The organism is Acinetobacter harbinensis (assembly GCF_000816495.1).
Lineage (GTDB): Bacteria > Pseudomonadota > Gammaproteobacteria > Pseudomonadales > Moraxellaceae > Acinetobacter > Acinetobacter harbinensis.
Window position 1 is genome coordinate 65,393 of record NZ_JXBK01000003.1, and the last position, 1,722, is coordinate 67,114.

1 protein-coding gene is annotated in these 1,722 nt (G+C 41.2%); it reads left to right on the top strand.

Annotation, left to right across the window (positions count from 1 at the left end; genetic code table 11):
• Positions 1-318 precede the first annotated feature (318 nt).
• The coding region (locus SE27_RS13265) for an oleate hydratase (RefSeq protein ID WP_455550038.1) at positions 319-1,722 on the top strand (1,404 nt) is incomplete at its 3' end.

Consider the following 1,722-nt stretch of genomic DNA (forward strand, 5'->3'; position numbering starts at 1 on the left):
TTCAATTATATCTTTTAATGATCAATAGAAAGCCTAGTTTCAAACACATTCTTCAGACACAAACAAATATGATCAAAATAGAGTGATTACTCTATAAAATAATAAAATCAATTACTTAAATCATATTTTATTTTAAAAAAAATACAAATGTGTATTAAAAATAACCATTACTTACATTTTTTTGATTACAAAATATAATGAGTAAATTGCTTCCCATTTCATACATTTTTCATATATAAAAAGTCATACTATTTTTAAGGTTTTTCTAAATCACATTTTATACTTCATAGTTTTTAACATCATTATTAAAGGTGAACCATGCAAAAGAAGAAGCGCACCCCATTAGACGCACAACAGTCCCATCTTTGGATTATTGGTGGTGGTATCGCAGGTATGGCTGCTGCTGCATTTGCAATCCGTGATGCCAAAGTCCCTGCCAAAAATATCCATATATTAGAAGAACTCGATATTTCAGGTGGTTCGATGGATGGTGGACATACACCGCATGCCGCGCAAGCTTGGGTAACACGTGGTGGGCGAATGCTGACCGATGAAACTTATTTGTGCCTATGGGACTTATTTTCCAGTATTCCATCTTTGGAAAATCCAGACATTTCGGTGCGTGAAGAATGTCGTGAGTTTAATGAAAAAGTGAAAACCCACGCCAATGCACGGTTGATTGATGCCGAACATGTCATTGCGGATGCAGCAAAGCTTGGTCTGAATACGCTACATCGTGCACAGATGCTGCGCCTATTAGCTTCAAAAGAAGAAAAAATTGGCAGTCGCCGCATTGATGAGTTTTTTGATGAAACCTTTTTTGAAACCAATTTCTGGCGCATGTGGCGCACGACTTTCGCTTTTCAAAAATGGCACAGTGCAGCAGAGTTAAGACGCTATTTCTTGCGTTTTATTCAAGAATTGCCACGCATTCATACCTTAGCGGGTGTGAAACGTACCAAGTACAACCAATATGACTCGATGATTCTGCCCCTACAGCGTTGGTTAGTCGCACAAGGCGTCGATGTGCGTTTTGGACACTATGTCACAGATGCAGACTTCATTACCAATGCTGAAACTCAAGAACGCCATGCCTCGCGCCTATATGTACAACTGCCTGAAGGCTCAGAGCAAATTAATCTGAAAGCCAATGATTTAGCTATTTTCACTTTAGGCTCTATTACAGCAGACTCACGTTATGGCGGTAATCATGACGTGCCTGCCCTTATTCGTCATCGAGAAGATCATGGCTGGACGCTTTGGGAAACGCTGGCACAAAAAGCCCCGGACTTTGGCCGTCCAATGACTTTTTATGGCAATGTCGATGAACATAAGTGGGAGTCTTTCACTCTGACCATGAAAGATGACGTGCTACTTAAACGTATTATTGACTATACAGGCAATGAACCAGGCACAGGCGCACTCATGACTTGGTATGAGTCGGGTTGGCATTTATCCATAGTGGTTCCTGCACAGCCACACTTTGCCGACTTACCTGAAGGTTTATATACCTTATGGGGCTACGGTTTCCAAATTGACCATATAGGCGATTACATCAAAAAACCAATGTCCGAAGCCACGGGGCAAGAAATCCTAACAGAACTGATTAAACAGCTCGGTTTTGACGACATTTTAGATCATGTTTTGGCAACGACGGATGTTACCACAGCCATGATGCCATACGCCTCTGCCCTATTCGCCTGCCGTAAACCGGGGGATCGT